Origin of the sequence: Pseudomonas sp. WP18 (assembly GCF_036689585.1) — a bacterium.
In the GTDB taxonomy this organism is placed as follows: domain Bacteria; phylum Pseudomonadota; class Gammaproteobacteria; order Pseudomonadales; family Pseudomonadaceae; genus Aquipseudomonas; species Aquipseudomonas chlororaphis_E.
Genome location: NZ_CP144758.1, coordinates 3,927,655 through 3,952,401, shown reverse-complemented (window position 1 = coordinate 3,952,401; position 24,747 = coordinate 3,927,655). Strand labels below are relative to the sequence as shown.

18 protein-coding genes, 1 tRNA gene and 1 pseudogene are annotated in these 24,747 nt (G+C 60.3%); 9 read left to right on the top strand and 11 right to left on the bottom strand.

All coding sequences use genetic code 11. The annotated features are described in order from the left end of the window. Positions 1-77: 77 nt before the first annotated feature. Positions 78-1,493 (bottom strand): sigma-54-dependent Fis family transcriptional regulator, encoded by a 1,416-nt coding sequence (locus V5F23_RS17400; RefSeq protein WP_042732359.1) that lies wholly within the window; start codon positions 1,491-1,493, stop codon positions 78-80. A gap of 151 nt (positions 1,494-1,644) precedes the next feature. On the opposite strand from V5F23_RS17400, the pseudogene V5F23_RS17395 reads away from it, so the two are divergent. Both V5F23_RS17395 and V5F23_RS17390 read left to right on the top strand, forming a co-directional pair. Beyond that, positions 1,645-1,858 (top strand): annotated as a pseudogene (locus V5F23_RS17395) (TIGR02450 family Trp-rich protein). Between the two features lie 168 nt (positions 1,859-2,026). Next, complete coding sequence (locus V5F23_RS17390) at positions 2,027-3,361, top strand: methyl-accepting chemotaxis protein (RefSeq protein ID WP_042732358.1); 1,335 nt, start codon at positions 2,027-2,029, stop codon at positions 3,359-3,361. Between the two features lie 9 nt (positions 3,362-3,370). Here the strand turns inward: V5F23_RS17390 and V5F23_RS17385 are convergent, their stop codons facing one another. The 6 genes from V5F23_RS17385 to V5F23_RS17360 all read right to left on the bottom strand — a co-directional run bounded on the left by V5F23_RS17385 (position 3,371) and on the right by V5F23_RS17360 (position 10,333). Further along, on the bottom strand, positions 3,371-4,945 hold the full coding sequence (locus V5F23_RS17385) for an ABC transporter ATP-binding protein (protein WP_338498954.1): 1,575 nt from the start codon (positions 4,943-4,945) through the stop codon (positions 3,371-3,373). 7 nt (positions 4,946-4,952) lie between these two features. Continuing rightward, positions 4,953-5,975 carry an ABC transporter permease gene (locus V5F23_RS17380; RefSeq protein ID WP_042731338.1) on the bottom strand — a complete coding sequence of 341 codons (1,023 nt, stop codon included), beginning with the start codon at positions 5,973-5,975 and terminating at the stop codon, positions 4,953-4,955. Continuing rightward, positions 5,975-7,033, bottom strand: coding sequence for a microcin C ABC transporter permease YejB (locus V5F23_RS17375; protein ID WP_042731337.1), 1,059 nt, complete (start codon positions 7,031-7,033; stop codon positions 5,975-5,977). Before V5F23_RS17375 ends, V5F23_RS17380 begins: the two co-directional genes overlap by 1 nt. Further along, positions 7,033-8,901, bottom strand: coding sequence for an extracellular solute-binding protein (locus tag V5F23_RS17370; RefSeq protein ID WP_338495851.1), 1,869 nt, complete (start codon positions 8,899-8,901; stop codon positions 7,033-7,035). Before V5F23_RS17370 ends, V5F23_RS17375 begins: the two co-directional genes overlap by 1 nt. 179 nt (positions 8,902-9,080) lie before the next feature. Further along, positions 9,081-9,362, bottom strand: coding sequence for a peptidylprolyl isomerase (locus V5F23_RS17365; RefSeq protein ID WP_042731335.1), 282 nt, complete (start codon positions 9,360-9,362; stop codon positions 9,081-9,083). Positions 9,363-9,457: 95 nt separating this feature from the next. Further along, positions 9,458-10,333, bottom strand: coding sequence for a triacylglycerol lipase (locus V5F23_RS17360; RefSeq protein ID WP_338473638.1), 876 nt, complete (start codon positions 10,331-10,333; stop codon positions 9,458-9,460). Between the two features lie 327 nt (positions 10,334-10,660). On the opposite strand from V5F23_RS17360, the gene V5F23_RS17355 reads away from it, so the two are divergent. Continuing rightward, the gene (locus V5F23_RS17355; protein WP_338495849.1) at positions 10,661-11,719 is read left to right on the top strand and encodes a hypothetical protein; all 1,059 of its coding nucleotides are present in this window, start codon (positions 10,661-10,663) and stop codon (positions 11,717-11,719) included. Between the two features lie 108 nt (positions 11,720-11,827). Here V5F23_RS17355 and V5F23_RS17350 read toward each other — a convergent pair whose 3' ends face one another. Beyond that, positions 11,828-12,898, bottom strand: a complete 1,071-nt coding sequence (locus tag V5F23_RS17350; RefSeq protein ID WP_338495848.1) for a 3-deoxy-7-phosphoheptulonate synthase — start codon at positions 12,896-12,898, stop codon at positions 11,828-11,830. Positions 12,899-13,525: 627 nt separating this feature from the next. Between V5F23_RS17350 and V5F23_RS17345 the strand changes: the two genes are divergently transcribed. The 6 genes from V5F23_RS17345 to V5F23_RS17320 all read left to right on the top strand — a co-directional run bounded on the left by V5F23_RS17345 (position 13,526) and on the right by V5F23_RS17320 (position 19,361). Further along, the gene (locus V5F23_RS17345) at positions 13,526-13,960 is read left to right on the top strand and encodes a GNAT family N-acetyltransferase (RefSeq protein WP_338495846.1); all 435 of its coding nucleotides are present in this window, start codon (positions 13,526-13,528) and stop codon (positions 13,958-13,960) included. A 125-nt stretch (positions 13,961-14,085) separates the two neighbouring features. Then, a complete protein-coding gene (uvrY, locus tag V5F23_RS17340) occupies positions 14,086-14,727 on the top strand; it encodes a UvrY/SirA/GacA family response regulator transcription factor (RefSeq protein WP_003200277.1) in 642 nt (213 codons plus the stop codon). A gap of 2 nt (positions 14,728-14,729) precedes the next feature. Next, a complete protein-coding gene (uvrC, locus tag V5F23_RS17335; RefSeq protein WP_123579857.1) occupies positions 14,730-16,553 on the top strand; it encodes an excinuclease ABC subunit UvrC in 1,824 nt (607 codons plus the stop codon). Positions 16,554-16,585: 32 nt separating this feature from the next. After that, positions 16,586-17,146 carry a CDP-diacylglycerol--glycerol-3-phosphate 3-phosphatidyltransferase gene (pgsA, locus tag V5F23_RS17330; RefSeq protein ID WP_042727903.1) on the top strand — a complete coding sequence of 187 codons (561 nt, stop codon included), beginning with the start codon at positions 16,586-16,588 and terminating at the stop codon, positions 17,144-17,146. Positions 17,147-17,208: 62 nt separating this feature from the next. Further along, a tRNA-Gly gene (locus tag V5F23_RS17325) sits at positions 17,209-17,284 on the top strand. A 235-nt stretch (positions 17,285-17,519) separates the two neighbouring features. Further along, positions 17,520-19,361, top strand: a complete 1,842-nt coding sequence (locus tag V5F23_RS17320; protein WP_338495843.1) for an integrase arm-type DNA-binding domain-containing protein — start codon at positions 17,520-17,522, stop codon at positions 19,359-19,361. Positions 19,362-20,044: 683 nt separating this feature from the next. On the opposite strand, the gene V5F23_RS17315 is transcribed toward V5F23_RS17320, so the two are convergent. The 3 genes from V5F23_RS17315 to V5F23_RS17305 form a co-directional block, all read right to left on the bottom strand. Beyond that, positions 20,045-21,007: a hypothetical protein gene (locus tag V5F23_RS17315; protein ID WP_338495841.1), complete on the bottom strand. Its 963-nt coding sequence runs from the start codon at positions 21,005-21,007 to the stop codon at positions 20,045-20,047. A gap of 108 nt (positions 21,008-21,115) precedes the next feature. Then, positions 21,116-24,151 carry an AAA family ATPase gene (locus V5F23_RS17310; RefSeq protein WP_338495839.1) on the bottom strand — a complete coding sequence of 1,012 codons (3,036 nt, stop codon included), beginning with the start codon at positions 24,149-24,151 and terminating at the stop codon, positions 21,116-21,118. Further along, positions 24,148-24,747 carry an ABC-three component system middle component 1 gene (locus V5F23_RS17305; RefSeq protein ID WP_338495837.1) on the bottom strand — a complete coding sequence of 200 codons (600 nt, stop codon included), beginning with the start codon at positions 24,745-24,747 and terminating at the stop codon, positions 24,148-24,150. Before V5F23_RS17305 ends, V5F23_RS17310 begins: the two co-directional genes overlap by 4 nt.

Here is a 24,747-nt window from a genome sequence, read left to right as displayed (position 1 = left end):
TGTGGGAGCGGGCTTGCCCGCGAAGAGCGCGAAGCGCTCAACAAAGGCGTGATCTAAAAAAAGAGACAATCGTCCCGTTATTGAGACTCGGCAATCCCCAGCGCCACCATTTTCTTGTACAGCGTCGACCGCCCCAGTCCCAATCGCTGCGCCGCGTCGACCACCTTGCCGCCGCATTGCGCGAGGGTGGTTTCGATCAACTGCCGGTCGAATCGCGCCCGGGCCTGACTGAAGGTTTCCTGGGGCAGCGGCTCCAGGGCCGGGCTGGTGCTGCGGGTCACGGGGGTGAAAGTGCCGATGGCCGCGCGGATGTCGGTGGCGGTGAGCAGCACGTTGTCGCTGAGCAACGCGGCCCGTTCCAGCACGTTGCGCAGTTCGCGGATGTTCCCCGGCCAGGCGTGTTGCCCCAGCAGGTGGAGGGCGTCGGGGTTCAGTTCGTGCTGGCTGCGCAGGTCTTCGAGGATCGCTTCGCTCAGGGCGGGCAAGTCGTCGAGGCGCTCGCGCAGGGGCGGAACCTGGATCGGCAGCACATTGAGACGGTAATACAGGTCGGCGCGGAACTCGCCGCGCTTGATGGCCGCTTCCAGGTCCATGGACGTGGCGGCGATCACCCGCACATCGCTTTGCAGCACTGCGTTGGAACCCACCGGCTCGTACTCTTTTTCCTGGAGCACCCGCAGCAGTTTGCTTTGCAACGGCAGCGGCATGTCGCCGATCTCATCGAGGAACAAAGTACCGCCCTGGGCAATCTGCAGTTTGCCGGCGCGGCCCTTGCGGTCGGCCCCGGTAAAGGCGCCGGGCGCGGTGCCGAAGAACTCGGCCTCCAGCAGCGCCTCGGGGATCGCCGCGCTGTTGATGCTGACAAAGGCTTTGTGCGCCCGGGGCGAGGCACTGTGGATCGCCTGGGCCAGCAGTTCCTTGCCGGTGCCGGTTTCGCCCAGCAGCAGCACTGGCGAATCGGCGCTGGCGCTGCGCCGGGCACGACGCTTGACCTCCAGGCCGGCGCTGCTGGTGCCGATGAAATGGGCGAAGTTGTACTTGGTCTGCCGCGCCCGCAGCAGCGAACGGGTGGAGGCCAGTTCTTCCTGCATGCTCAAGTAACGCTTGAGCATGGGCGACAGGCGATGCAGTTCCCCGAACAAGGCAAAGCCGATGGCGCCGATGACCGCCCCGGCGCTGTCATGGATCGGCAGGCGCATCACCACCAGCGGCTCCTTAGGCATCTCCTGCATGTCGAGCAATATCGGCTGCCCGGTACGCACCACCTCCCGCAGCAGGCTACCGGGGATTACGCTCTCGCAGGCTCGGCCGATCGCTTCCTGTGCCGAGTTCAGGCCGAAGCGCCGGGCGTAGCGTTCGTTCATCCAGACGATATTCGCGTCCCGGTCGACGATGACCGTGCCTTCACTGGATTGCTCGATGATTTCGAACAACGAACGGATCGCCAGGGTGCGCACGCGCTGGTAGTCCTTGAGATTTTCGGTCGGGCGCATCGGGCGTTTCCAGAAAGAGATGGGGGTGGTGTCCTCTGGCGAGTCTGTTGCAGCGGCATTATGCCGTAGAACCCTTTGATTGAGATCCGTGGTTTACGCGGCGGGAAAATTGTACAGTTATTTTTGATTTGTACATTTTTTGGGGCCCTCTATGAATCCGTTCAATCCTCGTAAACTCGCGCTTTCGAAATGGACGGCGTGCGCCGGTTAATAAGGAAAAGCATTTCCTGGTCACCCAACTGATCTGTGACGAGGTCGGCGTGCCGCTGCAGGTCGAATTGCAAGCGGTCTACAGTGGCCGTGCCGAGCGGCTGGACTGGCGCGAGTTGCGCGATGACAAGCGTTGGCGCATGGGCTGGAAATGAAAGGGGCTTGGTGATTGAAGGCGCCTCAAGAAGGGCTTTAAGTTGTACATAAATAAAAACTTGTACAATTATTGTTGCAGTCATGGCTTAATGGCATCTCTCCAACCAAAAGGCACCTGAGCCTTCAGGTCGCTCGACCCACGCATCCAACGTTCCAGAGTGGCGCCCATGTTCATTCGTACCCGCAAGCATCAGCAGGTCTTGCATGAAATCCAGGCCAGGGAGGCTTATCTTCAAGCGCAGCACCTGGCGCTGCATGCCTGCATGGCCGTGCTCGAGCTCGCGCCGACCGGTGAGGTACTGGGCGCCAGTCCCCTGTTCCTGCAAATGACCGGGTACTCGCTCGACGAGATCTTGGGCAAGCACCACCAGACCTTTTGCCCGCCGGCCTACGCCCGCAGCCCGCAGTACGCAACGCTGTGGCAGCGCTTGGTGCGAGGTGAAAGTGCCAGCGACCGGTTTCTGCAATTGACCCGTGATGGACGCTGGACATGGGTGGAGGCGGACTATGTCCCGGTACGAGAGGCGGGGACGGGTGTGCAGCGCATCATCAGCATCGTTCGCGACGTCAACGATGAGGTGCTTCGCTCCCAGGCCGAGTCCAGCTTCACGCAGGCGATCGACCGCTCGATGGCGGTCATCGAGTTTGACCTGAACGGGCAGGTGGTCAATGCCAATACGAATTTCCTGAAGGTGGTGGGCTATGGCCTGGAAGAGGTGCGCGGCCAGCACCATCGTTTGTTCTGCAAACCCAGCGAGGCGCAAAGCGAAGCCTATCGCAGCTTCTGGGCCGCACTGAACCGGGGCGAATACATGGGAGGGCTTTTCGAGCGGGTCGACAAGCGCGGGGCGACCCTCTGGCTGCAGGCCACCTACAACCCGCTCTATGATGCCCAGGGTCATTTGTATGGGGTGGTCAAGTTCGCCACCGATTGCACCGCTGAGATCGAACAGCGCCAGCGCGAATCGAGGGCGGCGCAGTTGGCCTTCGAGACGTCGCGGCAGACCGATGAACACACCCGGCTCGGCACCGCCGTTGTGCAGGAAACCGTGACCGTCGTGCAGAGCATCGCCGATGAACTCCAGGCAGTGGCCACGGGCATCGGGGCCCTGAGCGCGCAGTCCGAGGAAATCGGCACCATCGTCGATGCCATCCGGGGCATTGCCGAACAGACCAATCTGTTGGCCCTCAATGCCGCCATCGAAGCAGCCCGCGCGGGGGAGCAGGGGCGTGGCTTTGCAGTCGTGGCCGATGAGGTGCGCAACCTGGCACGGCGTACGAGCCAGGCCACCGTCGCCATCACTGAGGTGGTCGGCAAGAACCGCGAGCTCGCCAGGCAAGCGGTCACCAGCATGCAGTCGAGTACCCTCAAGGCAGAGCAGGGGGTCACATTGGCGAACGAGGCGGGGGCGGTCATCCAGGATATTCACCGGGGCGCGCAGCAGGTCGTGACGGTGATGGGCGATTTCGCCAGCACCCTGGACCAGCGACGGGGCGCCTGAACGGCGGGCTTAGCCGGGATGCGCCGCCGCCAAAAGCTCCTTGGTGTAGGCATGGCGGGGCGCGTCGAAGACGTCATGGCTGGCGCCGCATTCGACCACCTTGCCATCCTTGATGACGATCACGTCGTGGGCCAGGGCGCGCACCACCGCCAGGTCATGGCTGATGAACAGGTAGGTCAACCCGTGCTTTTCCTGGAGCTGGCGGAGCAGGGCGACCACTTGCTTTTGCACGGTCCGGTCCAGGGCCGAGGTCGGTTCGTCCAACAGCATCAGTGCCGGCTTGAGCACCAGCGCCCGGGCAATGGCGATGCGCTGGCGCTGGCCACCGGAAAACTCATGGGGGTAGCGATGCCGGCTCTGCGGGTCCAGGCCGACTTCCTTGAGAGCCTGGATCACCCGTGCCTCGCACTCCTCGGCGCTGGAGGGGCTATGGACCTCAAGGCCTTCGCTGATGATCTGCTGCACCGACATCCGTGGGCTGAGGCTGCCGAATGGGTCCTGGAACACCACCTGCATCTGCTTGCGCCAGGGGCGCAGGGCCTTCTGTGATAGATGATCGAGGGCTTTCCCCTGGAAACGGATGCTGCCCTCGGACTCGATCAACCGCAGGATCGCCTGGCCGAGCGTGGACTTGCCGGAGCCGGACTCACCAACGATGCCCAGGGTCTTGCCGCGCTGGATATTCAGGCTGATGCCGTCCACGGCGCGCAGGTATTGCTTGCGCTGGAACAGCCCGCCGCCAAGGGCGAAACTCACGCGCAGGTTCTGGACCTGGAGCACGTCCTCGCGATCATCCCGGGGCAGCGCCTCGCCTTCCGGTTCGGCGTGCAGCAGCTCGCAGCTGTAGGGGTGTTTCGGTGCGCTGAACAGGGTTTCGCACGGCGCTTGCTCGACGATCTCGCCGGCCTTCATCACGCACACCCGTTGGGCGATGCTGCGCACCAGGTTCAAGTCGTGGCTGATCAACAGCAGCGACATACCGAGCCGCTGCTGGAGGGACTTGAGCAGCAACAGGATCTTGCGCTGCACGGTCACGTCCAGGGCGGTGGTCGGCTCGTCGGCGATCAACAGTTCCGGCTCGCAGGCCAGGGCCATGGCAATCATCACCCGTTGTCGCTGACCGCCCGACAGTTGATGCGGATAGGCCTTGAGCCGTTCGGTGGGGTTCTGGATACCCACCAGGGCGAGCAGTTCCAGGATGCGCGCGCGCGCCGCCTTGCCGCCTAGCCCACGGTGCAGCATCAGGGTTTCACCGATCTGTTTTTCGACACTGTGCAACGGGTTCAGGGACGTCATCGGTTCCTGGAAGATCATTGCGATCCGGTTGCCGCGCAACTCGCGCAAGGTCTTGGCGTCGGCGCCCACCAGTTCCTGGCCGCGATAGCGAATGCTGCCGGTGGTGCGGGTGCCGGTGTCGGGCAACAGTTGCAGGATCGAATGGGCCGTCACCGACTTGCCGGAGCCTGATTCGCCCACCAGCGCCAGGCACTCGCCGGGGCGGATGTCCAGGCACAGGCTGCGCACCACGGTGTGGTCGTTGAAGGCCACGCTCAGGTCGCGGATTTCGATCAGGTTGTCGCTCATTCCCGGATCAGGATCGTGGATCGAACGCATCGCGCAGGGCCTCCCCAATGAACACCAGCAGCGAAAGGATCAGCGCCAGGGTGAAGAACGCCGTCAGCCCCAGCCACGGTGCTTGCAGGTTTTGCTTGCCCTGGCCAATCAGCTCGCCCAGCGAAGCGCTGCCGGCTGGCATGCCGAAGCCGAGGAAATCCAGGGCGGTGAGGGTGGAAATCGCGCCGGTGAGAATGAAGGGCAGGTAGCTCAGGGTGGCATTCATCGCGTTGGGCAGGATGTGCCGCACGATCACCTTGCGATCGGACAGGCCCAGGGCCCGGGCGGCTTTCACGTATTCGAGATTGCGCCCGCGCAGGAACTCGGCCCGCACCACGTCTACCAGGGCCAGCCAGGAAAACAGCGCCATGATCCCCAGCAACCACCAGAAATTCGGCTCGACGAAACCGGACAGGATGATCAACAGGTAAAGCACCGGCAGCCCGGACCAGACTTCCAATAGGCGTTGCCCCAGCAGGTCGACCCAGCCGCCGTAGTAGCCCTGCAGCGCACCGGCAGCGATGCCGATCAGCGCGCTGATGGCGGTCAATGCCAGGGCGAACAGGATCGACACCCGGGCGCCGAAGATCACCCGGGCCAACACGTCCCGGGACTGATCATCGGTGCCCAGCCAGTTCACCGAGGTGGGTGGGCTCGGCGCCGGTTGGGTGAGGTCGTAGTTGGGGGTGTCGTCGCTGAACGGGATCGGCGGGAACAGCAGCCAGCCGCCGTCCTTGTGGATCAGGTTCTGCACGTAGCTGCTGCGGTAGTCGGCCTGGAACGGCAGTTGCCCGCCGAACGCCTGCTCGGTGTAGCGCTTGAACACCGGGAAGTACAGCGAACCCTGGTAGCTCACCACCAGCGGCTTGTCGTTGGCGATCAGCTCGCCGCCCAGGGTGAGGGTGAACAGGCCAATGAACAGCCACAGCGACCACCAGCCCCGACGGTTTTTCTTGAAGCGCTCGAAGCGCCGGCGGCCCAAGGGCGAAAGTCTGAACATCAGGCGTTCCTCGCGGCGAAGTCGATGCGCGGGTCCACCAGGGTGTAGCAGAGGTCGCCGATCAGTTTGATCAGCAGGCCGAACAGCGTGAAGATGAACAGCGAGCCGAACACCACCGGATAATCCCGGGACACCGCCGCTTCGTAGCTCATGCGTCCCAGGCCATCGAGGGAAAAGATCACCTCGATCAGCAACGACCCGGCAAAGAACACGCTGATGAACGCCTGGGGAATCCCCGAGACCACCAGGAGCATGGCATTGCGGAACACATGCCCGTACAGCACCCGGCGTTCGCTCATGCCCTTGGCACGGGCGGTGACCACGTACTGGCGAGTGATTTCATTGAGGAACGAGTTCTTGGTCAGGATCGTCAGCGTGGCGAAGCCGCCGATCACCAGCGAGCTCACCGGCAGCACCAGGTGCCAGAAGTAGTCGGCGACCTTGCCCAGTGTCGACAGCGACTCGAAGTTATCCGACACCAGCCCGCGCACCGGAAACCAGTTCAGCGATGTGCCGCCGGCGAACATCACGATCAGGAACATCGCGAAGAGAAACGCCGGCATGGCATAGCCGATGATGATCGCCGTGCTGCTCCACACATCGAAGGCAGAGCCGTGGCGGACCGCCTTGCGAATGCCCAGGGGGATCGACACCAGGTAGGTGATCAGCGTTGCCCAGAGCCCAAGGGAAATGGTCACCGGCATTTTCTCCAGGATCAGGTCGGTGACCGTGGCGCCGCGGAAAAAACTCTTGCCGAAATCCAGTCGGGCATAACTGCTGAGCATCAGCCACAGGCGTTCATGGGCCGGCTTGTCGAAGCCGTACTGTTTTTCAATGTCCTTGATCAGTTGCGGGTCCAGGCCCCGGCTGGCGCGGGAGCTGCCGGTCATGGCGTTGCCCGAGCTGCCGACGCTGGCGCCGCCGATGCCTTGCAGGTGGGCGATGGCTTGCTCCACCGGCCCGCCGGGCGCGGCCTGGATGATGACGAAGTTCACCAGCAGGATGATCACCAGGGTCGGAATGATCAGCAGCAGCCGACGTGCGATGTAAGCCCACATCAATGCCGTCCTCCAGGTGCGCCACGCTTGATGCGCTCGGCGGTCATCTGCTCGTTGGTCAGCGGCGTGGTGCTGATCTCCCACCAGCTTTCGATGGCTTCGTCATTGCTGGCCTGCACCTTCGGAATGCCGAAGCGGTTCCACCACACGGTCGAGCTGCCCGGCGGGTAGTAGTTGGGGATCCAGTAGTAGTTCCACTGCAGCACCCGGTCGAGGGCGTGCGCATGGCGCAGCATGTCGCCCTGGGTGGTGGCCTTGACCAGTCCGTCGATCAGGCTGTCCACCGCCGGGTTCTTCAAGACCATGTAATTGTTGGCGCCCGGATCGTTGGCCGCCGCCGAACCAAAGTAGTTGTAGAGTTCAATGCCCGGCGACGTACTGACCGGGTAGCCGGTGACGATCATGTCGTAGTCGCGGCTCATCAGGCGATTGACGTACTGGGATGGGTCGATGCGGCGGATGCTCATGTCGATGCCGATCTGCGCCAGGTTGCGCTTGTACGGCAGCAGCAGGCGGTCCATGCCGTTCTGGGTGTTCAGGAAGGTGAAGCTCAGCGGTTCGCCCTCGGCATTCACCAGGCGATCACCTTCGGGCTTCCAGCCGGCCTGTTCCAGCAGGGCCAGGGCTTGCAGCTGTTTGTCGCGGATCACGCCGCTGCCATCGGTCTTCGGTGCCTCGAACACCTGGTCGAAGACTTCGTCGGGGACTTGCCCGCGCAAGGGTTCGAGGATCGCCCGTTCGGCGGCATCAGGCAGTTGCCGGGCGGCCAGGTCGGTGTTGGAGAAGAAACTTTGCTGACGCACATAGACGTTGCGCATCATCTGGCGGTTGCTCCATTCGAAATCCCAGAGCATCGCCAGGGCCTGGCGAACCCGGCGGTCCTGGAACTGCGGGCGTTGCAGGTTGAAGACAAAACCCTGGGCCGTCTGCGGCGCCTCGGTGGCAAGGTGGGCCTTTTGCAGGCGACCGTCGCGCAGGGCCGGGCTGTCATAGCCGATGGAAAAACCGGTGGCGGAAAATTCGCGGTTGTAGTCGTAGGCGCCGCCGCGCAGCACTTGCCGGGCGACATCGGTGTCGCCGAAATACTCGATGCTGAAATGGTCGAAATTGTACAGTCCGCGGCTGACCGGCAGGTCCTTGCCCCACCAGTCGGCGTTGCGTTCGAACGTGATGCTGCGGCCGGAATCGACCTTGCCCACACGATACGGGCCACTGCCCAGCGGTGCTTCGTAGCCGCCTCCGCTGGCGAAGTCGCGGCTCTTCCACCAATGTTCGGGCAAGACCGGCAAGGTGGCGATATCCAGGGGCAGGGTGCGGCTTTCATTGTTCTTGAAGTCGAAGCGCACGGTGCGCTCGTCTTCGATGACCACGTCTTTGACGGCGGCGAACTGGGTGCGATAGCGCAGGCTGCCCTGGCTCATCAGCAGCTCGAAACTGTAGCGCACGTCCTGGGCGGTGATCGGCTTGCCATCGGCGAAGCGGGCCTTGGGGTTCAGGTAGAACCGCAGGAACAGGCCGTCGTCCGAACGCTCCATTTTCTCGGTCACCAGGCCATAGACGGTGTAGGGTTCATCCAGCGAGCGCTGGGCCAGCGGCGAATACAGCAAGCCGTCGATCTGGCTGACGCCGATGCCTTTGTCGATGTAGGGCAGGACATGGTCGAACTGGCCGATCTCGACGGCCGAGCGGCGCAAGGTGCCGCCCTTGGGCGCCTGGGGGTTGGCGTAGGCAAAGTGGCCGAAGCCTTCGGAATATTTGGCCGGTTCGCCATAGACGGTCAGCGCGTGTTGCGGTGCGGCAGCCACACCGGCGGCGCCTGTCAGCAGGGCCACGGCGGTCAACAGCAATGAAGGAAACGCCAGTCGCATTGTCAGCCTTAAAGCCGGGTGATCGATAAGCACGATTTGTACGCGAGCGGCGCGCTGATCGCCAGCCCTGTGGCGAGGGAGTTGTGGCCATTGGGCAATCGTGGCGAGGGGGGCATGCTCGTGTTGGAGTGCGCTGTCAGCCTCTCAAGCGCAAGCATGCCCCCGCGCCACAGTCTTCATCAGTCCTGGCGGCTGGTGACTTCCAGCAGGTGGTAGCCGAACTGGGTCTTGACCGGACCCTGGACCACATTGAGCGGGGCACTGAATACCACGGTGTCGAATTCCTTGACCATCTGGCCCGGACCGAACGAGCCCAGGTCGCCGCCCTGGCGGCTGGACGGGCACGAGGAGTTGGCCTTGGCGACTTCGGCGAAATCAGCGCCACCTTCGATCTGGGCTTTCAGTTCGTTGCACTTCTCTTCGCTGGAAACCAGGATGTGGCGGGCAGTGGCTTTGGCCATGGGAAAATCTCCTTCGCTGTTTTCAAAGGTGTTGAGCCTACCGGATTCGTCGAGTGGTTGTTGTCAAAATTGCGTCAAAACCTTGGACCTGACGATCAAAGGCCGGCTTTGCGCAGGCGTTCGGCGTGCCGCAGGTAGAGCGCGATCGGGTCGGCGCCGCCGCGTGGCCTGCCCGCCTGGTGGATGACGTCCAGGTGATCCATGGGATAGTCGGATCTGATGACCTTGCCCAGGTGCGAGCTGAAGCGCCCGACCATGCCGTCGTTCTGCCCGGCCTCGGTGATGAAATACTCGGAAAAGGCCCGGCAGAAGGCATGCAGGGGCGACGTCGCGTCGCGTTCTTCGTGCTGGCCGGCGGGCAGCGTGCCGCTCCACGAGTAGTAGCGCACGCCATTGACCTTTTCCGGGCCGTTGTCGCCCCAATGGCTGGGCAGGCCCTGAGGGTATTTGTCGTTGAAAGCGCCGACGCCCTCGGTGGTCAACGCGCCCAGGCTGGCAATGGCCGCCGAAGGCAGTTGCGCCTGGCCGCCCAGCAACGAAAGGAAGTCGGCAAACAGCGTGGCAATGTGGCTCGCCACGTGCCCCGGCAGTCGCCCCGGCGTGAGCGCCTTGCGCAGGAAGTCGGCCAGTTCGGAGCCTTGGTTAGGGCCGCTGACCGAGGTCACCGACGCCACCCGTTCCGGTTGCAGCGCAGCGGCATAGCGTGCGGCGAGCGCGCCTTGGCAGTGGCCGATCAGGTTGACCTTGGCCGCGCCGGTCCCGTTGAGGATCCGGTCCATCTGGGCCAGCAATTGTTCGCCGCGTGCCTCGTTGGAATGGGTGGCCGACAAGCAGGGGATGAACACCCGGGCGCCGGCAATCCGCAACGCCTGCTTGATGCCGTGGAAAAGTTCGAAGCCGCCGATCCTGTCAAACCCGAACAACCCATGGACCAGCAGGATGGGAAATTGGGTGGTTGCATTCCGTTGCATGTTCGTACCTTTTTCGAAGAGGTTCACGTTGAATTTGCGTCCTCACTCTAATCCAGGCGTTTGTTGGGTGGTGTAGGAAGAACCCGCAGTAAGTTAAGGAAAGCGGATTAAAAAAAGCAGGAAGAGTCGAGCCCGGAGTCAGTGGAGCCGAAGGTGTCCGGATGCTTCCGATAGGCTGCGGTGTTTGCAGCTACAGCCTTGGGCGTAGGAGACGACGCGAGCCGTCGTTTTTGTCTGACTGAGGGTTGGCGCCGATCGGGTTCTAATGGCGGTATCGGGCTGCGTTATCCGGCAACGCTGCCGCTTTCCAAGGACTGGAGCAACTGCATGACCACCACCTACCGATCTTCCCAGCGAGCCCTGCCGGGCTCGTCCGCGAAACTTCCGGCGCCTTGCGTGGCCGCGGCCAAGGGCGGGGTGATCAACCCGGCCTGGCGCAAGGTTGTCATCACCCTGAAGGCCTATCCACTGATGGCGTGCGGGGACGAGGTGCTGCTGTGCTGGCACGGCCTCAATGGCGACGCCGAGCCCTATCGGCATGAAGTGCGAGGGTTCGTGACCGAACGGCATGTTGGCTGCGGCCTCGTGTTCGTCGTGCGCGAGCCGCACATTGCCGAACTGGACGGCGGTTCGCTGGAAATCTTCTACCAGGTGACGGGGCGGCAGTTGCCGGCCGCCTGGGTCTCGGAGCCGCTGCAACTGGAAATCGGCGACGCCTCACCGCAGCTATTGGCGGCCGTCGCCAGCGATGCCGTGGGAGGCGCCCTGGACCCCGGCCGCGTGCCGGAAGGCACCCGCGTGAGTATTCGGCCCTATTCCCGAATGGCCGTCGGCGACCGGTTGATCCTGATCGCCAGCCGGGACGACCAGCCACTCTGGCGGGACATGCTGGAGATTGAGGCCCACGCCGTTGGCCGGGAAGTCTCGTTCTGGCTGGATCCTTCGCAATTCGCGACCCATGTCGGTCATGACCTGGCGTTGGCCTATGTGGTGAGGCGCGGCCATTCGGTGCGTCGCGCCGAGTCGTTGTCACTGCACATCGGTCCGTTGGTGCGCCCGGCGCTGGCATTGCCGCGGATCCAGGCGTTGCAGGATGGGCGGTTGGACATCGACGATTACCCGGATGGCGTCACCGTCGCTATCTATGGTGCCGGGCTCGAAGCGGGTGAGTTGGTGTGGCTGCAATGCAATGGGCATTACGCGCATGTCGAAGAGCGGGAAATCACCGAAGCCACGGCGGGCCAACCGGTGACCTTCGTCGTTCCGGCGGCGTTCTGGCAGGACCAGCGGGGTCGATCGGTGCAGGTGTTCTATCAGATCGAACGGCTGGATGACGTCAGCCAGCGTTCGGGGGACCTGACGGTCCAGGTTGGTTCCCCGGTATAGGCGCCGAGGATTGTCCTGGCCGAGAAATCTAGGGGGCTTGTCGAAGACGCTTGTCGTGGTGAGGGAGCTTGCTCCCTCACCACTGCTGTAGAAAGCGTTCGCGGGATTTCAGACGGCTGATTGCAGTTTGCGATGAGCCTCGCGCAGCAGTCGCTCGGTGGCGTCCCAGCCCAGGCAGCCATCGGTGACCGAGACGCCGTAGCGCATCGCCGGGCCTAGCGGTTGGCAACCTTCGAACAGATGGCTCTCCAGCATCATGCCGATGAGCGCGCGGTTTCCTTGCAGCCGTTGTTCCAGCACATCGTTGAACACCTGCGGCTGGCGCAACGGGTCCTTGCCGCTGTTGGCATGGCTGCAATCGACCATGATCCGGGCGGGAATCTTCAAGCGGGTCAGGTCGCCGTGTATCTGCGCGACGCTGTCGCGGTCGTAGTTGGGGCCGCGATGGCCGCCGCGCAGTACCAAGTGGGTGTCGGGGTTGCCCTGAGTCTGGATGATTGCCGGATGGCCCTGGCTGTCGACGCCGAAATGCCGATGGGCATGGGCTGCGGAGCGCATGGCATCGCAGGCGATCCCAACGCCGCCGTCCGTGCCGTTCTTGAAGCCGACCGGCATGCCCAGGCCGCTGGCCATCTCACGGTGGATCTGCGACTCGGTGGTGCGTGCGCCGATGGCGACCCAACTGAGCAGGTCGTCGAAGTAGCTGGCGGCCATGGGCTGCAACAGTTCGGTGGCGACCGGCAGGCCAAGTTGCAGCATTTCACGCATCAGCTCCCGGGAAAGGGTCAGGCCGGCGGCCATGTCGTCGCTGCCATCCAGGCCGGGATCGTAGGCCAGGCCTTTCCAACCCACGGTAGTGCGGGGCTTTTCCACGTAGGCGCGCATCACCAGCAGCATGCTGTCGCTTACCTCATGGGTCACGCGTGCCAGGTTGGCGGCGTATTCGACGGCTGATTTCGGGTCGTGGAGGGAGCAGGGGCCGACGATGACCAGCAAGCGGCGGTCATGGCCGTCGAGGATGGCGCGGACGGCGCGGCGGTGGGCGTCGACTTGTTGGCTCAGCGCATGGGTGAGCGGCAACTGGTGCTTGAGCTGCAACGAGCTGGGCAGACGCAGGGTCAGGGCTTCATTGGCAGGGTTGAGCGTGGACAGCGGCAAAGCGGAAACGGACAAATTCATGATCTGGCTTCCTGGGCGGGCAGCGGGTTCTTTTCCCGCGCCGGCCCTACTGGGGTGTTCGACAGTTGGCCGTACTGGCCTTGAGTGTTTGCATGCCACCGGTAGGTGACCGATCGGAGGCGGCAGGCTGTCCCGAGCGGAGGTTGGTAAATCGCCAGGCGCAAAAGTCGTAACGGTAATAAGTGGCGTAGTTCATGGCTCAATCCTCAAGGTGTCTGGTGATGCGAGTGTGTGGAGCTGAAAAAACAAAACCCCCGGTCGGGAGGCCGACCGGGGGTTTGGAAAACTCTGGAAGGCGACCCGTTTGAAGTGGGCGCCGGTGGGGTATCAGGCGCGCCAGTGGCTAAACCAATACCCAAAATAAAAGCAGGCCGGAGCCTGGACGCCATTCGCCCATGCAGCCGCAACCGAGCGCGATGCGCGGGTGGCCTGAAGGGGTGAAGGGGCGTTGAACATGGTCGGTCTCCGTTTCAATGGTCCCGAGCTTACTAGAGGGCGGTGCGCCGGTTCAATCAGAAAATGCTATGGGCGCGATGCAATCGTCCCTCCTGGCTTGAGTCCGGTGGGGTTTATGACAAACTTCGGGTTTGACGGGCTTGCCGGTGGCAGGGTTTTGACGAGGTGCTCATGAGTTTCCAATGGCGCGCGGCGACGGCCGGGGACATCGGCTTTGCCCGGCGGCTGACCTGCATCAACATGCTTGGCTATTACCTGAAACATGATCTGCTCTGGCAGGACAACGCCTTCGACCTGGCCTGGATTATCCGCCAGAACTGGATCATCCAGCGCGACGGCCAGGACGTGGGGTTTGTCAGCCTCAGCCGGGATGCGCGGGCCTTGTATATTCGTGAGTTACAGATTGGCGAGGCCTTTCGCGGCCAGGGCGCCGGGGCCTGGGCGATCAAGCAGGCCTGGGACCTGGTGGGCCAGGAGCGACGTCCGGCGCTGCGCCTGACGGTGTTCAAGGACAATCCGGCCAGGGCGTTGTACGAACGCATGGGGCTGCGGGTCGTCGGCGAGGATGAGTGTTTCCTGAGGATGGAGCGAGAAGTCGGCGCTTGACGCTTCGGCTCGTCTGTCTATAAGACTTGTTGTAATTTTTATATGCCCCTTTGCGCTAGGTCTGCCGGATGCTTTTTGCTAAGGTGTGGATCAACCCAAATAAGACCAAATCGTGAGGTGTCTGCTTGATTAGGGTGTTAGTGGTCGATGACCATGATCTCGTCCGTACGGGCATTACACGAATGCTGGCTGATATCGACGGTCTGCAGGTGGTTGGCCAGGCTGAATCCGGGGAAGAGTCCCTGATCAAGGCGCGTGAACTCAAGCCCGACGTGGTGCTGATGGACGTCAAGATGCCCGGCATCGGCGGTCTTGAGGCCACGCGCAAGCTGTTGCGCAGCCACCCGGACATCAAGGTGGTCGCGGTGACCGTCTGCGAGGAAGACCCGTTCCCCACCCGTTTGTTGCAGGCGGGCGCGGCGGGGTACCTCACCAAGGGCGCCGGGTTGAACGAGATGGTCCAGGCCATTCGTCTGGTTTTTGCCGGGCAACGCTACATCAGCCCGCAGATCGCCCAGCAGTTGGCGATCAAGTCATTCCAGCCGACCAACGATTCGCCCTTCGATGCGCTGTCCGAGCGGGAAATCCAGATAGCTCTGATGATTGTCGGTTGCCAGAAGGTGCAGATCATCTCCGACAAGCTGTGCCTGTCGCCCAAGACCGTCAACACCTACCGTTACCGGATCTTCGAGAAGCTTTCGATCAGCAGTGATGTCGAGTTGACGCTGCTTGCGGTGCGCCACGGCATGGTCGATGCCAGCGCCTGACAATGACCGAACTGTTTGATCCAAGTGCTTTCCTGTCCACCTGCAGCGGCCGCCCAGGCGTGTATCGCATGTTCGACAGCGAGGCGCGCCTGCTCTACGTCGGCAAGGCCAAGAACCTCAAGAAACGCCTGGCGAGTTACTTTCGCAAAACCGGCCTGGCGCCGAAGACCGCCGCCTTGGTGGGGCGTATCGCGCAAGTCGAAACCACCATCACCGCCAATGAAACCGAAGCGCTGCTGCTTGAACAGACGCTGATCAAGGAATGGCGGCCGCCGTATAACATCCTGCTGCGCGACGATAAATCCTACCCGTACGTGTTCCTGTCCGACGGGGCGTTTCCGCGCCTGAGCATTCATCGTGGGGCGAAGAAGGCCAAAGGCCGCTACTTCGGGCCTTACCCCAGCGCCGGGGCGATTCGTGAAAGCCTGAGCCTTTTGCAGAAGACGTTTTTCGTTCGCCAGTGTGAAGACAGCTACTACAAGAACCGCACCCGACCGTGCCTGCAGTACCAGATCAAGCGCTGCAAGGCGCCCTGCGTCGGGCTGGTCGAGCCCCAGGTCTACGCCGACGACGTGCGTCACTCGGTGATGTTCCTGGAGGGGCGCAGCAACGCGTTGACCGATGAGCTTTCGGCGGCGATGGAAGAGGCGGCGATCAACCTCGAATTCGAACGGGCCGCTGAGCTGCGCGACCAGATCGGACTGCTGCGCCGGGTACAGGACCAGCAAAGCATGGAAGGCGGCAGTGGCGACGTCGACGTGATCGCCGCGTTCACCAACCCGGGTGGCGCGTGCGTTCACTTGATCAGTGTGCGCGGTGGCCGGGTGCTCGGCAGCAAGAATTTCTTCCCCCAGGTGGGTATCGAGGAAGACGTGGCTGAGGTCATGGCCGCTTTTCTGGGGCAGTACTACGTCAGCAGCCCGGAACGCGACTTGCCTGCCGAATTGATCGTCAACGTGGTCCATGAAGACTTCGCGGCCTTGACCGAAGCCATCCAGACCCTGCGCGGTCGGGAACTGACTATCAGCCACCGCGTTCGCGGCACGCGCGCGCGCTGGCAGCAACTGGCCGTGACCAACGCCGAACAGGCCCTGGGCGCGCGCCTGGCTAACCGCCAGCACGTTGCCGCGCGCTTCGATGCCCTGGCCGAGGTCCTCAACCTGGAAGAGCCGCCGCAGCGGCTGGAGTGCTATGACATCAGCCATTCCAGCGGCGAAGCGACCGTGGCGTCCTGCGTGGTGTTCGGCCCGGAAGGCCCGATCAAATCCGATTACCGTCGCTACAACATCGAAGGCGTAACGCCGGGCGATGACTATGCGGCGATGCATCAGGCATTGATGCGGCGCTTCGGCAAGTTGAAGGACGGGGAGGGCAAGCTGCCGGACATCCTGTTGGTGGACGGTGGCAAGGGCCAGTTATCCATGGCCCGCGACGTGCTCAATGAATTGATGGTTCCCGACCTGATCCTGCTGGGTGTTGCCAAGGGCGCGACGCGCAAGGCCGGTTTCGAGACCTTGTACCTGAACGATGCGGCCCATGAATTCACCTTGAAAGGCGATTCACCGGCCCTGCACCTGATCCAGCAGATCCGTGACGAAGCCCACCGTTTCGCCATTACCGGTCACCGCGCCCGCCGTGGCAAGACCCGCCGTACCTCGACGCTGGAAGGCGTGGCGGGGGTCGGCCCGACACGGCGTCGCGACCTGTTGAAACATTTTGGTGGATTGCAGGAGCTGTCTCGTGCAAGCATCGAAGAGATAGCCAAAGCACCCGGTATCAGTAAAAAGCTCGCTGAGTCGATTTATGCAAACCTGCACAGCGAGTAGAATGCCCGTCAACCTCGCAGCCAGTTGTGCCGATGAATATCCCAAATCTGATTACCGTTCTCCGTGTCCTGCTGATCCCGATCTTCATATTGCTGTTCTATCTGCCGTATCACTGGAGCTACGCGGCCTCGGCCTCGGTCTTCGCCTTCGCCGCCGCAACGGACTGGCTTGACGGCTACCTGGCGCGACGCCTGGAGCAGAGCACGCCTTTCGGTGCTTTCCTCGATCCGGTGGCCGACAAGCTGATGGTCGCCGTGGCCCTGGTGCTGTTGGTGCAGGAACACGGCAACCTCTGGCTGACCTTGCCGGCGGCGGTGATCATCGGTCGCGAAATCGTCGTCTCGGCACTGCGCGAATGGATGGCCGAACTGGGCGCCCGCGCCCAAGTGGCCGTGTCGAACCTGGGCAAATGGAAAACCGCCGCGCAGATGCTGGCGCTGGTGATCCTGCTGGCCAACCCGTCGGACTTCAGTTTCTGGGTGCTGTTGGGCTACGCGCTGTTGCTGGTTTCGGCGGGGCTCACACTGTGGTCGATGGTCCAATACCTGCGCGCCGCGTGGCCGCATCTGCGGACCGACGTAGACCCCAAATAAACTTTTTTGAATCAAAGGGTTGACGGCGTAATCTGAATCTATAGAATGCGCCACACCAAGACGCGGGAATAGCTCAGTTGGTAGAGCACGACCTTGCCAAGGTCGGGGTCGCGAGTTCGAGTCTCGTTTCCCGCTCCAAATATTGCGCTACAGAGTTCCACTGAATTCTGTAAGTGATTGAAATTAGGGCCTTTAGGCCCTTTTTTCGTTCCAGCGGGAACCACTGAAATCCAGCTCCATCCAGTGCTTTTAAGTCCCGATTTAAGTCCCGAATGAGGATCTTGGATTTGGATGTGCACTGAATCGGTTTTTTGCTGGAGCAGTTTGGATAGCGAGACGAGCATCTGGCCCTGACTCTGTTCAGGAGCTCGCTATGGCACTCTCGGATACGACCGTTCGGCAAGCCCGAATCACCGGCAATGACTACACGATGGGCGACACGGATGGGCTTGCGCTCAACGTGACGGCTCGCGGCGGAAAAATCTGGCGTTTCAGGTACTACTGGGCGGGCGTGCAGAAGCGCATGTCTCTCGGTAGTTATCCGCAAATCAGCCTCAAAGAAGCCCGTGCTCGACGTGATGGCGCGCGCGCCTTGGTCGCCCAAGGCATCAATCCTTATGAGTACCGTAAGCAACAGCGTCGTGCTGTTCGTTTTGCGGCGGAGCACACCTTCGAGGCCGTGTTCAATCAGTGGGTAGACTTCCGCAGGCTGAGCCTGAAGGAAGGACGCCAGAGCACGCTCTCGCAGATCTTGAGAATCTTCAATAAAGACGTCCTGCCCAGCCTGGGCGGGCGGTCTATCTACGATATCAATCGTCACGATCTGCTGGATTTGTTGAGCAGGATCGAACAGCGCAAGGCCTTAACTACAGCCGAGAAATGTCGGACCTGGTTCAACCAATTGTTCCGCTATGCGCTGGTGAAGATCGAGGGGCTGGAACACAATCCGGCTTCAGACCTCGATGTGGTCGCACTTCCCAAACCTCCCGTGACGCACAATCCGTTTCTCCGCATGGATGAGCTTCCGGCATTGATGGCTGCTCTTCGAAACTACGGTGGCGCCAACCAAACTCGGCTTGGCCTTCGGTTGTTGTTGCTGACCGGTGTCCGCACGGGCGAATTGCGGTTGGCGACACCCGACCAGTTCGATCTGGAGAAGCGCTTGTGGGTCATACCGGCGGAAGTGGTGAAACAACTCCAGCTAGCCATGCGAAAGCCAAGTAAGCAGACCCAAAATGTACCGCCTTATATCGTGCCGCTGTCGGTGCAAGCGCTCGAGATCGTGCGTCACTTGCTAGACCAGGTTGTCCCGGCACAACGGTACTTGTTTGCGCATCGAAGCGACCTGAGTAAGCGTATCAGTGAGAATACGCTGAATGGCGCGTTACGTCGGATGGGGTATGCCGATCAACTCACCGGTCATGGCATGAGGGCGACGATCTCGACGGCGCTGAACGAGATCGGATACCCGAAGGTGTGGGTGGATGCCCAGCTTTCTCATGCCGACCCGGACAAGGTGAGTGCGGCCTACAATCACGCGGAATACGTGGAGCAGCGCCGGACTATGATGCAGGATTGGGCGAACCGTCTGGATCTGTGGGGGCAGGGCCAGCTGAAAGCGGCAAGTTCTCCGCTTACCATTCGTTTAGAGGGTGCAGCTTCGTTACCTTCGTTGGAAAACGCGAACACAAACGCCGTTCTGTACGGCAGTGGCTTCCCAGCGACGACGGTCCCAGCCTCCAAAACATCCGTCAGCAACGAACCGGTCCTTAGCGCGGCTCAGTATTCACCTGTCCTACCTGCTCCAACGCAGACTGAACAGCTGCACGAACCCCAAGTATCTGACATACAACGTCAGCGCGCCGAGATGCTCGCCACCTATGAAGCTTCGAATAATTTGCCGCTGCTTGTCTTCGCCAAACTGGCAGGCAAATCCCGCGATCAGATCAACCGCGATATCAAGGCTCGGCGCCTTCTATCCCTGAGCCTGGGGAATCGCGGTCAGCGCATTCCTGATTGGCAGCTTGATCCACTGCGGCATAAGTTGGTACTTGCTGCATTGGCGCGGTTTCCAGATGTCGATGCGTGGAGGCTTTATCGGACGGTCTGTGAGCCTCATGAGCGACTGAAGGGGCATTCGCCAATCGATGGGCTCACTACGGATAATTTCGAATTAACCGTGCAGATTGTCTGCGGGGCCCTGGGGCCGAGATAACGCTCCATCTTTAAGGAAGTGGCGGGGCTGCCGCTGAATTTACTGCTTTCGGTGAACTCCCGTCTTCATTCGGGGGGCCGCCTAGAGACTCTCTGGGTTGCCGGAAAGCATTTTGACTAGGCTTTAGGACGGTTGTTCAGGTTTTATAAAGCTAATTATGCCCCCAAGTTTTGCCCCCGGTAACACGGGGTGTATGAGCAATCAAGAACGGCGAATTTCTGACAAAACGCAATATGTTCCGATGGCTTTCAGTGTACCGTTATCCAGATCATGAGACCCAGCAGCAAAATCAGGCACTGCTGCAAGACTCCAAGCACTACGACTCAGGGCAGACCAAGAGCGAATTACGCAGGACGCCTACATGCGAGGGGTTGAGGACCGGGCGCACCGAGAGGTTGATCGGGCGCGATAGGAGGGCAAAGCCACGGCACTTCAACTAAAAGCTGCCGCGCGGAAGAATAACGAGTTGCAGCTAAAGCTGGAGTCAGTCCAGGAGGAGCTTAACCTGACGCTGCAAACTGCTGCAGCGCAGAAGGCGCGGGCCGAAACGTTGGAGCAGCAAATGATTCGGATGCATAGCGGAGCCGCGACAAACCACAAACCAAGGATCCGCAAAAACTTACCTTGAGTATTTAGCCCCAAGCTTAACGCTGGGTAGGTTGAATACCAGTTCCGATATTGGTTTAGACATTCAAATACTGCCGAACAAACATCATCATTTTTCTAGCCCGTCCACGAATTTTTGTGAACACCGGTACAGTACGAACCGTCAGTTGAAAGTAATCGTTTATTTCATGGGCCCTCGCGCCCCATAATACGGCTTCTTTATCCATATAGCTTTGTAAGATAGCCGTGTCTACGGGGGTTGTGCGAGTCGACATTTCATAACTAAGCAGCTCTGCAATTGCTATGGACTGACAAGCGGCACCGTCCGCTCCAATCTTGTCACCTACAGGACCAGTCAAGCCGAAGGCTATTGCTGCATAAGCTCTAGCCAGTGAGTGTGGGTGGTCAGATAACTCATGGGTGTCATCTTCAAAATCGTTATTTCGGTGAAGTACCTCAAATAGCACGCGTATACCAGTTGAATACGCTTGCATCAGGTCTTGAAGTGGATAGGCGCCATTGGAACTTAGATACACCGAGTACGTACGAGCGAGCAGAAAGGACGCTGCATAGATATCTGCATCCAGCTCTACAAGCCTTCGGTCTATCAGCTCCAAGGTGGAAGAGCTATCTGCTGCCCAAAGTTTTTTTCGGGAGCTTAAAAAATTTAAATGCCCCCTTGCAATATGTGAATATTCATGCCAGAAAATAAATTCCGTGACGCAGGAGCAAACGGTTCTAATGAATAATTCTTCTGTAAAGTTGCTCCGATGGGCTATGGTTGGATAGTAATCGCGGATATCACTGTTCGCATAGGCGTAGCAAGCCTTCAGCAAGCCTTCGTAAATTCTGATGGTGTATTGATCTGCTGAAGACAAGTAAATTCTCGCATTCATCTCGGGTGAGTCGGCTATCTGAAGCAGGGTTTCGGTTATCTCTGAAATTTCTAACCAGCCACCCTTCAATATTCTCTTTGCGTTATCCTTTAGATCCTCTACCATCATTTCATAGGTAAATTTTTTATCTTTTTTACTTGTCATAATCTTCCTAGGTCGAACATCGTGACTACGTGATGATTCTGAGGTCTGTAACTGGAATCGCTGTATCGATTGATTGCAAATGCAGCATCATCAGATTCTATCTACCGTTCACACATCGTCGAGGGCTGGTGGTGTCTGCTCGCCAACCGTTATCTGGCTTCTGCCCGGCCAAGGGGTTTCCACTGCGGTTACGCCCTCAGGGGTGGGAACAAGTGACCATATGCGTGCTTCGATCCCATCATTCTGCAGTTTGCGCATGAAGTAACGGGCCTGAAGGGCATCGTGGGTGGCGATGACCACCTGGAAGCCATGATCGATGATGTAGTCGCGAAGCACATCAAAGACGGACGCGGCATGCACCAGGTCGTGATGCTGTGTGGGGTCATCGAGGAGGAGTCCGCGCCACGGAGACCACTGATGTTCCAAGGCCATTGACAGCAGGAACGTCAGTTGCAGATCCGTCAGTTGAGCCTCACTGGCTATCGAGGGTACTGGGGCTAACCCTCCGTGGAGCGGCACAGATACTTCAGCACGTGCCTTCTGATAGGAGCTTCGGAAACTCAGGTTCGTCCCGGTGAACCTTTGCTCCCTGACCACGCGTTTTAACAGTGCTTGCCACCGAGGCATCACTGCCTGAACGTTTTTCTGGACGTTCGCGATTTCCGAGGAAAGGGACTGGTTAAGTGACTCCATTGCTGCAGACAATTGCGATAGGCGCTGCATGCCCGTTCGCTTCGACTCGACCTGTTGGTTGAGGTGAGTCGAGAACTCATTTTCCGTCCGCTCGCCGCGCCTTCGATCGAGAAGGCCCTGAGCGAGACGGGCCTGCTCTATCCTGCTCCATGCGCCAATCTCGACCTTGATGGTCTGAAGCGTCTCCGAGTGCCTGGTAAGCTCAGTACTGATGGACTGCAACTGAGCCTCATGGCTGCTCGCAACCTCGGCAGTGGGATCGCCGGCGAATGAGAGCTGACGCCAGGACGCTCTGATCGTAGCCAGTCGGGCTTGCGCTTCAGACAGCTGTGTTTCCAAACCAGCTGCGGCGGTTGTGGCATCTGTCAGCTGAACCTGTTGACGATCCAAGGCGGACTGCTCGGCAATCAACTTGGCACCTAGCTCAACGAGCTGATTGGCGTTCTGGTTCTGCGCGATGGACAGATCTTCCAAGGATTGAGCTGGCGGGGCGTCGGCGGTGATCGCTGCCAATGCCGCAGTCGCTTGCTCCAGCCTGCTACTGGCTTCTGAGCGGGCCTGCCGCGCAGCGTCAACTGCACGAACAGCGGAGTCGTATTCGTTCCTGGTTTGCTCCAAGACTTCTGAGCTTACCCGCGGGGCGAGGTTGCGTTGTTTCTCGTCCAGTTGCAGCTTCGAAGCGACATTGGCATCAACGCGAAGTCGGATGGACTCTTTCGCCAAGGAAACCGTATCGCCGCCGAGCAGATTGTTCGAGCTGATCTCGACGATATCCGCTGTCAGGTGTTCCTGCTGTGACTCCAGTTGAGTAAGCCCGTGCTTGCATGCTCTGAGTTCGGCTTCAGCATTCGTCACTGCCTCTGTACAGTCACGCAGAACATCAGCGGCCATTTTTACACGTCGTTCGGCTTCGACGACATTTGGGTCGATAGCCGCTAGTGCCTTGGCGACACGCTCATGTAATCCGACCGCGCCATGCTCTTCGCCACACAGCGGGCAATCACCGCGGTCGGGAGGCAAGTGGGCCGCGATGGCTGCAACTGCTTGGCGTATTGAGTCAGCCGCAGATGTCAGACTTTCATGATGACTCTTGGCGGCCTGATCTTCTTCCTCAGCGGTCGCTCTGGCTGATAGCGCAACACTAAGCTGTTCGCTAAGGCGCTCTTCATGTGCTTCCTCGCCGCTGATGGTGCCGGTAACTTCTGCAACGTGCTGAAGGGTCAGCTCCCAGCGACCCAGGAGTTCTTGAGCTGTGAGGAGGTCGGCATCTATTTGCAGCAGCGTCTTGCGCTGTCCATTGATCAGGTCATGTTGAACACCGAGCTGCTCGTGTCCTTCGTGCACTCTGCGGGCCGTAGAGGCGTGCGAGTCAGCGACGGTGAGGGCGTCGTCGGTTGTCTTCAGCATTTGCTGGCGTTGTTCAACCGTCTCCTTGGCGTTGGTCTCATTCACGTATCGATTGAGTTGCTGAGCAATCGTGTCGCGTTCAGTTTCTGCGGCGACCAAATCTCGTTGAAGCTGCTCAAGGGCTGCCGCGGCCGCCGAGCGATGTTCTTTCTTTTGGTTCAGTTCCTGCGTCGCGGAGATGAACTCGGCACTGAGCTGCTCTGAACGAGCTTGTTCAGACGCAAACCGGCCTATGAGCCCGTCGACCTCAGTCAATTCCTTGATCTGTTCACGAAATCGCTCGAGCTTGTTTTGAACCAGTTGCTCCAGCGCATCATGCACCGTCTCCAACCCATCTTGGCCCAGTGGCGGTACGAGCAGGCCGGAGGGCAATTGGTCGAAGCTTTGCGCCTGTTGGGCAATGTCCGATATCGACTCGGCAATGCTTTCCCTGCTGCGAAGCGCCCCTTGGGTTTGAACAGCCGCTTGGTCTCGGTCAAGGCTCAGGCTTTGCCATTCGGCAAACTCGGCTTCCAGCGAATCCAGCGACGCTCTCGCTTGCTTGAGCTGCTCTGTGAGCGCTCGCCGGATGCTACCGAGAGCAGAGCTTACCTGACTGCCGTCCTTACCAATCGGCAACCGTTCCAACTGGGAGCCCGCGACCTTTGGATCTGCCTTGACTAGCCATTCACCCTCGCGCTGATCAAGCAGGTGGGTGAGCCTGAGCAGAAAGGGGATGTCAGCAGGATCTTTCGAGGGAAATAGAAGGCTCAGATCACCCGTTGTCTCAACGTCTCCGCTTTTGTTGACTTGGGCACTGGCTTGCAGATCACCGAAATCAAGGTTCACTCGGGCCATGGATTGAGAGTCTCGGATGATCGGGACAAGGTTTCCGTCGAGGCGAGAGATCTTGCCCGTCAATGCGAACTCGACTGCTTCAAAGATCGCAGTTTTCCCGGTGCCATTGGGGGCGAGCAATATCGTGGCCCCTCGGCTGAGCTCAATCTTCGTTTCGGCGCTAAACCGGCGGATGTTCGAGAGCGTTATGGACTTTAACTGATTCATTCCTCGTCCTCTTCGCCAAACGCCGAAACCTTAAGGGCTTCAGCGATCTCGCCGCCCGATTTGCCAGACAGCAGGAGTTCGCGCCATTCATCGCGATGCGGCTTGACCCACGTATGCGCCAGGACAAGGGCGCTGAGGGAAGCTGACAATGGGTCACTAATGCTGTCGGAGCTGCCAGGAATCGAAAGCGTTGCAAGGAAGCTACGGTCGAGAAAGGAACCGACGTCTTCGCCCTCTCTGACGACTACCTTTCTGCAGAAACGGTCGTCCGTCTCGAGACGAGCAGCGTCCTCAGACTCGATACGTTCAATGAGCATGAACATGTAGAGATCAGCAGTTTGCGGCTCTGGGAGCATGTCACGGACATCTGCCGCCCACCGAAACGCTCCCTGAATTTTGGCTACGTCGTAGGGAAAGGCGGCGATCAAGACTGTCCGCCTGCCGGCACCCTCCCGATTAACCCGTTTCAGCTGCATCCCTGCGCTCGCGATCTCAGTCAACGGCGATGGCAATTCCACCGAGTCCGGATAGGAGACCTCATAGCGACCTTCGGCACGGTTCGAGATGGCCTCAACCATCTCCGAGATTGTTAACAT

What these genes read in the sequence shown, in the direction of transcription:
- V5F23_RS17320 (WP_338495843.1), top strand. Translation starts at nt 17,520, where the DNA reads ATGGCACTCTCGGATACGACCGTTCGGCAAGCCCGAATCACCGGCAAT.
- V5F23_RS17355 (WP_338495849.1), top strand. Translation starts at nt 10,661, where the DNA reads ATGACCACCACCTACCGATCTTCCCAGCGAGCCCTGCCGGGCTCGTCC.
- V5F23_RS17360 (WP_338473638.1), bottom strand. Translation starts at nt 10,333, where the DNA reads ATGCAACGGAATGCAACCACCCAATTTCCCATCCTGCTGGTCCATGGG.
- uvrC (WP_123579857.1), top strand. Translation starts at nt 14,730, where the DNA reads ATGACCGAACTGTTTGATCCAAGTGCTTTCCTGTCCACCTGCAGCGGC.
- V5F23_RS17390 (WP_042732358.1), top strand. Translation starts at nt 2,027, where the DNA reads ATGTTCATTCGTACCCGCAAGCATCAGCAGGTCTTGCATGAAATCCAG.
- V5F23_RS17365 (WP_042731335.1), bottom strand. Translation starts at nt 9,362, where the DNA reads ATGGCCAAAGCCACTGCCCGCCACATCCTGGTTTCCAGCGAAGAGAAG.
- V5F23_RS17350 (WP_338495848.1), bottom strand. Translation starts at nt 12,898, where the DNA reads ATGAATTTGTCCGTTTCCGCTTTGCCGCTGTCCACGCTCAACCCTGCC.
- V5F23_RS17385 (WP_338498954.1), bottom strand. Translation starts at nt 4,945, where the DNA reads ATGAGCGACAACCTGATCGAAATCCGCGACCTGAGCGTGGCCTTCAAC.
- pgsA (WP_042727903.1), top strand. Translation starts at nt 16,586, where the DNA reads ATGAATATCCCAAATCTGATTACCGTTCTCCGTGTCCTGCTGATCCCG.
- V5F23_RS17305 (WP_338495837.1), bottom strand. Translation starts at nt 24,747, where the DNA reads ATGTTAACAATCTCGGAGATGGTTGAGGCCATCTCGAACCGTGCCGAA.
- V5F23_RS17380 (WP_042731338.1), bottom strand. Translation starts at nt 5,975, where the DNA reads ATGTTCAGACTTTCGCCCTTGGGCCGCCGGCGCTTCGAGCGCTTCAAG.
- V5F23_RS17375 (WP_042731337.1), bottom strand. Translation starts at nt 7,033, where the DNA reads ATGTGGGCTTACATCGCACGTCGGCTGCTGCTGATCATTCCGACCCTG.
- V5F23_RS17370 (WP_338495851.1), bottom strand. Translation starts at nt 8,901, where the DNA reads ATGCGACTGGCGTTTCCTTCATTGCTGTTGACCGCCGTGGCCCTGCTG.
- V5F23_RS17400 (WP_042732359.1), bottom strand. Translation starts at nt 1,493, where the DNA reads ATGCGCCCGACCGAAAATCTCAAGGACTACCAGCGCGTGCGCACCCTG.
- V5F23_RS17315 (WP_338495841.1), bottom strand. Translation starts at nt 21,007, where the DNA reads ATGACAAGTAAAAAAGATAAAAAATTTACCTATGAAATGATGGTAGAG.
- V5F23_RS17310 (WP_338495839.1), bottom strand. Translation starts at nt 24,151, where the DNA reads ATGAATCAGTTAAAGTCCATAACGCTCTCGAACATCCGCCGGTTTAGC.
- V5F23_RS17345 (WP_338495846.1), top strand. Translation starts at nt 13,526, where the DNA reads ATGAGTTTCCAATGGCGCGCGGCGACGGCCGGGGACATCGGCTTTGCC.